Source organism: Cupriavidus sp. HMR-1, from assembly GCF_000319775.1.
Lineage (GTDB): Bacteria > Pseudomonadota > Gammaproteobacteria > Burkholderiales > Burkholderiaceae > Cupriavidus > Cupriavidus metallidurans.
Window position 1 is genome coordinate 20,980 of sequence record NZ_ANKP01000232.1, and the last position, 9,200, is coordinate 30,179.

Annotated in this window: 8 protein-coding genes; 1 reads left to right on the forward strand and 7 read right to left on the reverse strand. The window is 63.4% G+C overall.

What is annotated here, in order from left to right; genetic code table 11:
• Positions 1-59: 59 nt before the first annotated feature.
• Together D769_RS23475 and D769_RS23480 are read right to left on the reverse strand one after the other, a co-directional pair.
• A complete protein-coding gene (locus D769_RS23475; protein ID WP_008650169.1) occupies positions 60-938 on the reverse strand; it encodes an N-formylglutamate amidohydrolase in 879 nt (292 codons plus the stop codon).
• A gap of 3 nt (positions 939-941) precedes the next feature.
• Positions 942-1,961, reverse strand: a complete 1,020-nt coding sequence (locus D769_RS23480) for a tripartite tricarboxylate transporter substrate binding protein BugE (protein WP_008650170.1) — start codon at positions 1,959-1,961, stop codon at positions 942-944.
• 130 nt (positions 1,962-2,091) lie between these two features.
• On the opposite strand from D769_RS23480, the gene D769_RS23485 reads away from it, so the two are divergent.
• Positions 2,092-2,994 carry a LysR substrate-binding domain-containing protein gene (locus D769_RS23485; protein WP_008650172.1) on the forward strand — a complete coding sequence of 301 codons (903 nt, stop codon included), beginning with the start codon at positions 2,092-2,094 and terminating at the stop codon, positions 2,992-2,994.
• A 110-nt stretch (positions 2,995-3,104) separates the two neighbouring features.
• Here D769_RS23485 and D769_RS23490 read toward each other — a convergent pair whose 3' ends face one another.
• From D769_RS23490 to D769_RS23510, 5 genes are all read right to left on the reverse strand, one after another.
• Positions 3,105-3,848, reverse strand: a complete 744-nt coding sequence (locus tag D769_RS23490; RefSeq protein WP_008650175.1) for an ABC transporter ATP-binding protein — start codon at positions 3,846-3,848, stop codon at positions 3,105-3,107.
• Positions 3,849-3,857: 9 nt separating this feature from the next.
• Entirely contained in the window at positions 3,858-5,711 is a 1,854-nt protein-coding gene (locus D769_RS23495; RefSeq protein WP_008650176.1) for a branched-chain amino acid ABC transporter ATP-binding protein/permease, read from the reverse strand.
• Between the two features lie 3 nt (positions 5,712-5,714).
• A complete protein-coding gene (locus D769_RS23500; protein ID WP_008650177.1) occupies positions 5,715-6,767 on the reverse strand; it encodes a branched-chain amino acid ABC transporter permease in 1,053 nt (350 codons plus the stop codon).
• Positions 6,768-6,938: 171 nt separating this feature from the next.
• Positions 6,939-8,087, reverse strand: a complete 1,149-nt coding sequence (locus tag D769_RS23505) for an ABC transporter substrate-binding protein (RefSeq protein ID WP_008650179.1) — start codon at positions 8,085-8,087, stop codon at positions 6,939-6,941.
• Between the two features lie 337 nt (positions 8,088-8,424).
• Positions 8,425-9,141, reverse strand: a complete 717-nt coding sequence (locus tag D769_RS23510; RefSeq protein WP_052018151.1) for a TSUP family transporter — start codon at positions 9,139-9,141, stop codon at positions 8,425-8,427.
• Positions 9,142-9,200: the final 59 nt, after the last annotated feature.

Here is a 9,200-nt window from a genome sequence, read left to right on the forward strand (position 1 = left end):
TTCCGCGGGGCCTTCCCTCTGCCCTTCTCTGCCTCACATGTTTCACGTGAAACGTGGTCTCAGATCTGGCTCCGGATGTATGTCGCCACCTTCTCGCTCAGCACACCCAGGTCTCGCTGCAGGGTTTCGAAACCAGCATTCGGCACCTTGCTGGCTTCATCCATGTACAGCGGCCGCCGGATCTCAATCTGCAGACTATTGCGCCGCTCGGCCGGGCGGCCAATCTGCGCGATCAGCTGCACACCCTTGTACGGGTCATTACGTGCGACGGTGTAGCCCATACCCCTCAACTCCCGCTCGACCAGATCGACGATACCCGGCTCGCAGGTGGTCCCGTCCCGGTCTCCGAGCACGAAGTCAGCCAACGGATGCGGGCTCTGGATCTTCAGGCGCTCATAGGCGTTGTTCGGCATCGAATGCAGGTTCAGATGCCAAACCGCGCCGAAGCGCGCGTATGCAGACTCCACCGCTGTCGACAGCGCCGCATGGTACGGGCGGTAATAGCGATCGATCCGGTTCCGCACCTCGTCCACTGTCAACTTACGATCGTAGATCGGGGTGGCCGCATCGATATTGCGCCAAACCAGACCGTAGCCGAGCCTGGTCTTCTCCCCGGGCGACAGCGGTGTCGGCCACGCTGCTGCCAGCAACTCCGGATCCAGGTCGTCGAGCATCCGGTTCGGATCGATATAAACGCGCGGAAAGGTCGCCCCGATCAGCGTCCCGCCGACCTTCGGGATGGCGGACCACAAGGCATCGATATGCGTATCTTCTCCGCCACGCAGCCGCTGCAGAGACACGGCCGCACCGAAGTCCGTCGGATAGTGGATGCCGCTATGTGGCGAGTCACAGACCAGCGGCAACGCCGCGCCTTCGGGCGCAAACAAGAGGAACGGCCCCACCGTCGCGTCGCCCTGCACTGCTTCAAACGTCGTCATGGCTTAGTCCAGCTTGATATTGGCGGCCTTGACCACGCGGGCGTAGCGGGCGATTGATTGCTGGATTTGCACCTTGAACTGGTCAGGCGTCGTCGGCACCAGCGTGCCACCAGACTCCTCCACCTTCCGCTTGAACTCGGGGTTCTGCATGGCCTTGTGGATTGCGGCATTCAACTTGTCGATCACCGGCTGGGGCGTGCCGGCCGGCGCGACGATACCGAACCAGCCGCCCTCACCCATGTCCTTGAAACCGAGTTCGGCATAGGTCGGCACATTGGGCAACTGTGCCGACCGCTGCGCCCCGAGCACCGCCAGCGCACGCAGCCGGCCCGCTTTCACGTGGGGAAGCGTCGACGACAGGTTGTCCGTAATCGCGTTGACCTGCCCCGCCACCGCATCGTTGAGCGCCAGCCCCGCGCCCTTGTACGGCACATGCAGCAGATCGATCTTGGCCAGCATCATGAAGTTCTCGATGTTCACATGACCCAGCGACCCCGCGCCCGGCGATGCAAACGTGTACTTGCCCGGGTGCGCCTTCGCCAGGGCGATGAACTCCTGCATTGTCTTGGCGGGCACGCTCGGATGTACGGCGAACACACTCGGAATCGCCACCACGTTGGTCACCGGGGCGAAGTCCTTGATCGGGTCATAGCCGAGCTTCGGATAGACCGCCGGGTTGGACCCGTGCGTGCTGACCGTGGCCATGCCGATCGTGTAGCCGTCCGGCGTGGCACGTGCCACCTGTTCCATGCCGATCGAACCACCCGCCCCGCCCTTGTTGTCGACGACGATGGTCTGCCCCAGCTCACGTCCTGCGAACTCCGCAACGAGACGCGCCGACAGATCCGTCGAGCCACCCGCGGCGAATGGCACAACCAGGCGGATCGGCTTGTTTGGATAGTTGGATTGCGCGAACGCCGACGCCGTCAAACCAACCGTGGCGAGCGTACCCACTGCAGCGGACACGGCGGTGGAAAGCAGGAAATGCCGGCGCGTGCTGGCAGCATTGCGGACTCGGGTCATCTGATCAAACTCCTCTTCTCGTTCTCGAATTTCGGGGTACCGAGCAGCGAGTGTCGGGAGTTTACCGGCCCTGCACAAACGACTATATTGCACGCTTCCATTACCAAAGATCATCCTAGGCGGCCCGGTCATGCGCATCCGTTCCCCGTCGATGTCAGAGCTGCACGCGTTCGCCACGGCGGCCCGGTTGGGCAGTTTCACGCGTGCGGCCGAGACACTGTGCGTCACCCAGGGCGCCATCAGCCGGGCGATATCTCGTCTGGAATCCCACTTCGGCCAACCGCTGATCCATCGCAACGCCCATCGCCTGACCCTGACCGACGCCGGCCGCAGCTACCTGGAGGCGATCGCGGTGCACTTGGCAGCCATTGAGACCGCCAGCGCATCCATGCTTGCGACGGATCGCCGCCATCATCTGATCCTGTCCGCCGTCCCCACACTGGCCAGTGTCTGGCTCGTTCCGCGCCTGCCGGACTTCCAGCGTCGCCATCCAGAGATTCACCTGGACTTCGTCCCCTATCGGCGCGACGAGGACTTCTCCGGCGCCCGGCCGGATGCCGCAATCCTGGCGGGCGAAGCGGGCCAGTGGCCGGGCTGGCAGGCCGATTATGTGATCGGACGTGAAATGGTGCCGGTCTGCCACCCTGCCCGCGCCGAGACGCGGCAGTGGCAATCGCCGGACGAATTGCTCGACGAACCCTTGCTCTACCACACCACCGCACCCGCGAACTGGCAGAACTGGCTGCGCGCGGCTGGCGTACCCAGTGCTGCGCCGACGCTTGCCAGGGGCTTCGACCAGGTCTCGATCCTGCTCGAGGCCGTGAAGGCAGACATGGGCGTGGCGGTCTTGCAGAGGTGCCTGGTGCGCGATGCACTGCAGGCTGGCCAGGTCATCGCGCCTTTCGATCTGCCGATCCGGCTCAATCGCGGTTACTTCCTGTGCGCGCCACGCGAGAGACGTGACCATCCTGCCCTGACTGCCTTTCGAGATTGGCTGCTCTCAGCCGCCGCGATAGATATCGGCTCGAAGTAATATCGACTATATATCTATTGCATGAATGATCATCGGCTTACTATATGATAAACAAATAAAAACGACGCCATATTGGCGTCGTCAATCAAACATAAGAATATAAAAGCAGGTCAGGCCGCTTTCTTCGTCAGCCCCAGATACGTCTCGATCACCTTTGGATTGCTCGCCAACGCCGACGCTTCCCCTTCCATAGCCATGTCGCCGGTCTCGATCACATACCCGTAGTCAGCCACCTGCAACGCCGCCCGCGCGTTCTGTTCGATCAGCAGCGTCGCCACGCCGGTTTGTCGAAGGTTGTGGATGATGTGGAAGATCTCCTTGACGATCAGCGGCGCGAGACCAAGGCTCGGCTCATCGAGCATCAGCAACTGCGGCTTGGCCATCAGCGCGCGCCCCACGGCGAGCATCTGGCGCTCGCCACCGGACAGCGTGCCCGCCTCCTGCTTCGCACGCTCCCGCAGACGCGGGAACAGGTCGTACACCACATCCTTCTGGTCCAGATAGTTGCGTTCCCCAGCGCGCTTGCGCCGGAATGCGCCGAGCAGCAGGTTGTCCTCGACGCTCATCGACGCGAACAGTTCACGCTTCTCCGGCACCAGGCACATCCCACGCGACACACGCCCCTCCACGGGAATCCCCGCCATGTCGTGGCCGAGGAACCGAACCGAGCCGCTCGATGACCCGCTGACGGGCAGCGCGCCCATCACGGCATTCAGCATCGTCGACTTGCCGGCCCCGTTCGGCCCGATCACGGTCACGATCTTGCCGGCCTCCACCTTGAGGTTCGCGCCATGCACCGCCTCGACCTTCCCGTAGCGGACATGCAAGTCCTTCACTTCCAGAATCAGACTCATCTCATAGCCTCAATCAATGCCGCCCAGATAGGCTTCCAGCACTGCCGGATTCTTCTGCACCTCCTCCGGCACACCTTCGGCGATGCGCGTGCCGAATTCCATCACCACGAGCCGGTCGGTCAGGTTCATCACGAAGTCCATGTCATGCTCGACAAGCAGCACGCTCATGCCCTCGCCCTTCAGCTTGCGCAGCAGGTCCGCCAGCGCCTGCTTCTCCTTGTAGCGCAGCCCCGCCGCAGGCTCGTCGAGCAGCAGCAGCGCGGGATCGCAACACAATGCGCGCGCGATCTCCAGGATGCGTTGCTGACCCAGCGCAAGGCTGCCAGCTTCGAGGTACATGCAGTCGGCCAGTCCAACGCGCTCCAGTTGGCGCTTCGCCTCGAACAGCAGCTTCTGCTCCTCCATCTTGTTCATGCGCAGGATCGCCGCCGACACACCGCCCTGCGCACGGAAATCGCCGCGCAGATGGGCGCCGATGGCAACGTTCTCGAGCACCGTCATCGTCGGCAACAAATGCACGTGCTGGAAGGTCCGGCCCACACCGCGCTTGACGATCTCGCGCGACGGCAAACCGGAGATCACGTCGCCCCGATAGCGCACTTCGCCCGATGTCAGCGGCAGCACGCCGGTCACCAGGTTGAACGTCGTCGACTTGCCCGCGCCATTCGGACCGATCAGGCCGATGATCTCGCCAGCCCGCACCTGGAAGCTCACGTCGTTCACCGCCACGAGCCCGCCGAACTGCTTGCGCACCGCGCGCACGTCCAGAATCAGCTCGCCGGTCTCTGGCTTCTGCCGCACCGGCAACGGCGGCGCAGTATCAGGGGCCAGCACCGGCGGCCCGGCCGGCATCAGCTTGCGCACGAACGGCCAGATGCCATCGCGCGCGTGCTGCAGCAGCAGCACGAGCAGCACGCCGAAGACGATGATCTCGAAGTTGCCGTCGGAGCCAAGCAGCTTCGGCAGCAGCCCTTGCAGCACGTCCTTGAGGATCGTCAGCACGCCTGCGCCCAGCACCGCGCCCCAGACATGACCCACACCGCCGACGACGGCCATGAACAGGTACTCGATGCCGTAGTTGAGACCGAACGGCGTCGGATTCACGGCGCGTTGCAGATGCGCATACAGGAAGCCCGACACACAGGCCAGCATCGCCGCCACGACGAAGATCACCACCTTCATCCAAGCGGTGTTCACGCCCATCGCCTCGGCCATCGTGCCACCGCCCTTCAGTGCGCGAATGGCACGGCCCGGGCGCGAGTTCAGCAGGTTATGCATCGCCACCACGGCGAGCAACACCACCGCCCAGATCAGATAGAACATCGAGCGGCCCGATTGCAACTCGATGCCGAACAGCGACAGCACGGGAATGCCGTTCAGGCCATCGTACTTGCCAAGGAAATCGAGATTGCCGAACAGGAAGAACAGCGACAGTCCCCACGCGATCGTGGCCAGCGGCAGGTAGTGCCCGGACATGCGCATCGTGATCAATCCGATGACATAGGCGCACAGCACCGTGATGATCAGACCCACGACCAGACCGATCCACGGCGAGAGCCCGAACTGTGTGGTCAGGTATGCCGTGCTGTACGCACCGAGCCCGACGAACGCGGCCTGCCCGAACGACGTCATGCCGCCAACGCCCGTCAGCAGCACCAGCCCGATCGCCACGATGCTGTACAGACCAATGTAGTTGCCGAGCGTGATCCAGAACTCCGGTGTCGGCAGCACCGGCAGCAACGCCAGCACGATGACGAATGCCAGCGTCGCAATACGATTGCGCAATGCGCCCGTGCCGCGAACTGCCGGCGCTTCACGCGAACCCATGTCCTTCTCCATCTGCTTGTCGGTGAGCATCGTCATGGCTTACTCCTCTTCCTCGACATGCCGGCTCGTGAGCGAGCGCCACAACAGCACCGGAAGGATCAGCGTGAAGACGATCACCTCCTTGAACGCGCTGGCCCAGAACGACGAATACGATTCAAGCAGCCCCACCAGCAGCGCACCAAGCGCGGCCACCGGATAGCTGACAAGACCGCCGACGATCGCTCCGACGAAGCCCTTGAGACCAACCAGGAATCCGGACTCGTAGTAGATCGTCGTCAGCGGCGCGATCAGGATGCCGCACAGCGCACCCATCGCCGCAGCCAGCGTGAACGACAGGCGGCCCGCCTGCGTGGTACCGATGCCGACCAGACGCGCGCCAAGCCGGTTCACCGCCGTGGCACGCAATGCCTTGCCCTGCAGCGTGCGATCGAAGTAGAACCAGAGCGCGCCGATCAGCACTGCCGACACCGCCACGACCCAGAGGCTTTGCCCCGATATGGTGAGACTGCCGACTTCGAAGCGCGCATCGGAGAACGCCGTCGTGCGCGACCCTTCCGCGCCGAACATCACGAGCCCCAAGCCCACCAATGCGAAATGCACCCCAACGGATACGATCAGCAGCACCAGCGTGCTCGCCTCCGCCAAGGGCTGGTACGCGAGCCGGTACAACATCGGTCCAAGCGGAATCACAATGAGCAACGTCAGCGCGATCTGCGCGAGCATCGGCAAGGGTTGACCACCATACTGCTGCACCACCAGATGCACAGCACCGGGAAACAGCAGGTACTTGCCCGCGAGAATCGCCAGCCTCCGCGGTGCGGTACTGCGCAACTCGGGGCTGCGCATCACGGTCACGCACTCATAGAGAAACGTCAGCACGCCCATCGTGAGCAACAGCCACGTCGTCTTGGGTGCGTGGCCGGCCTGCATCGCTGCAAGCGTCAGCGCGCCGTATGCAACAAACTCGCCCTGGGGGATGAAGATGACGCGCGTCACCGAGAACACCAGCACCAGCGCCAGTGCCAGCAGCGCGTAGATCGCGCCGGAGGTGATGCCGTCCTGCGCCAGAATGGCCGCAATCGATAGGTCCATTGTCTACTCGTGTCTACTCGTTGTCATGGATGATGCAAGGCAACGCGATTCCCGCTGCTGCCTCCACTGCCGTCAAACGTAGTCGCCCGGATGCGGAGGTAAAAAAAGGGCGCATGGCAAACTCCATGCGCCCTTCCGTACCACGCTTACCCCGCGCGACTTATCTCCCGCTTACTTCTGCAGCTTCCACTTGCCGTCGACGATCTGCACCATCACGCGCGCGCGCTGGTCCATGCCGAGGTGGTCGGTGGGGGTCATGTTGATGATGCCGTGCGACACCGGCAGGTTCGTGGTCTTCTCGAGCGCATCGCGCAGCGCCTTGCGGAACTCCTTCGTGCCGGGCTGACCTTTCTTGAGCGCCTCAGGAATCGCGTTCTGCAGCAGCAGGCCCGCGTCCCAGGCATGGCCACCGAACGTCGACACTTGACCGCCAAAGGCCTTTTCGTAAGCCGTCTTGTACGTCAGGGCCGGCTTCTTGACTGGATTGCTGTCAGGCAGTTGCTCGGCCACCAGCAGCGGGCCGGCAGGCAGGAACGTACCTTCGCAGTCCTTGCCGCACACGCGCAGGAAGTCAGGGTTGGCCACACCGTGCGTCTGGTAGATCTTGCCCTTGTAGCCGCGCTCCTTGAGCGCCTTCTCCGGCAGCGCGGCCGGCGTACCCGAACCAGCGATCAGCACCGCATCCGGATTGGCGCCCATCATCTTCAGCACCTGCCCGGTCACAGAGTTATCGGTGCGCGCAAACCGTTCGTTGGCGACCACCTTGATCTTGCGCATCTCGGCGACCTTGGCGAACTCCTGACCCCAGCTATCGCCATAGGCATCCGCGAAGCCGATGAACGCCACCGTCTTCACGTTGTTGTTGGTCATATGCTCGGCGATGGCGGTGGCCATGTGCGAGTCGTTCTGCGGCGTCTTGAAGATCCACGCGCGCTTGGCATCCATCGGTTCGATAATGCGCGCCGACGCGGCCATCGAGATCATCGGCGTTTCACTCTCGGCGGCAACGTCCACCATCGCCAGCGAGTTCGGCGTCACGGTGGAACCCACCACCACGTCCACCTTGTCCTCGCTGATCAGCTTGCGCGTGTTCTTGACCGCCGTGGTCGTGTCGGTGGCGTCGTCGAGCACGATGTACTCGATCTTCTTGCCCGCGATCTCCTTCGGCAGCAGCGTGAACGTATTCTTCTCGGGAATGCCGAGCGATGCGGCAGGGCCCGTGGCCGATACCGTGACTCCAACCTTCACCTGGGCGTTGGCTGCGCCGGCGAACAGGCTGGCGGCGGCAAGAGCCAGCAAGCTGGCACGCTTGAATGTCATTGCGTCTCCTTCGGTTCCAAAAACGGAAAAAGGCATCCGCCGGCTTCCGGCCGGCGGATGCCTCCAGTTTTTTGTTGCGGCCCGTTGTTCGGGCTCTCTGGCAGATGCAGCGCCGGCATCCGCGTCACTATCGGGAACGTCGAAGATCGCCCCGTTTTTTCCCGTCCTGCGCTTTTTACCCCCGGTTGCGCAGCTGCATTTCCCGACCGCTCGGTCGGGAATGCGAATTGAGTCTAACACAGCGATCTTGTAGCGAAAGCGGGATTAACCCGCAGCCGCGCGAGCGCAACAGTCGAGGGTTGTTGCTCCCCCTATTGCCCCACGCCGACCACCATGCTCAACGCAGGAATGCGTCGTAGGCCGTCTTCAGGATCAGCGCGCTCACCACGGCGATGAACACCTTGCGCACGAAGCCGCTGCCATGGCGCAGCGCAAGCTTGCTGCCCACCTGGCTGCCCGCAACGTTGGCCGCTGCCATGATCAGGCCGAGCTGCCACCAGATATGTCCCTTGGATGCCAGCAGCAGCAGCGCCGCGAGATTGGTGGCCAGGTTGACGATCTTGGCCGACGCCGATGCGTGCAGAAAGTCGTAACCAAACACCCGTACGAATACGATCATCAGGAAGCTGCCGGTGCCCGGACCAAAGGCACCGTCATAGAAGCCGATCACCGCGCCCGCGAGCAAGGCGGCCACGCGCTCGCGCATCCCCGTCAGGGTTGGCGCATGCTCGGCGCCCAGGTTCTTCTTGGCTACGGTGTAGATCAGCAGCACCAGCAACACCAGCGGCAATGCCTTGCGCAGCGGCTCGGCCGGAATCTTGGTCAGGGTCCAGGCGCCGGCCATCGCCATCACGAACGCGGCAAGCATTGCCGGGGCCGTGGCGCCCCAGTAGATCCGCACCTTGCGCGCATAGCGTGCCGCGGCGTTGGCGGTGCCCGCCAGCGACGCCACCTTGGTGGTGCCTATCAGCGTGGCGGGCGACATATTGGGGTAGGTGGAAAACAGCGCCGGTACCTGCACCAGCCCGCCGCCGCCAGCGACGGCATCGATCATTCCGGCCAGAAAGGCGGCCGCGGCCAGAAAGACAGTAAGCGGTCTTTTAAGGGCGCCCC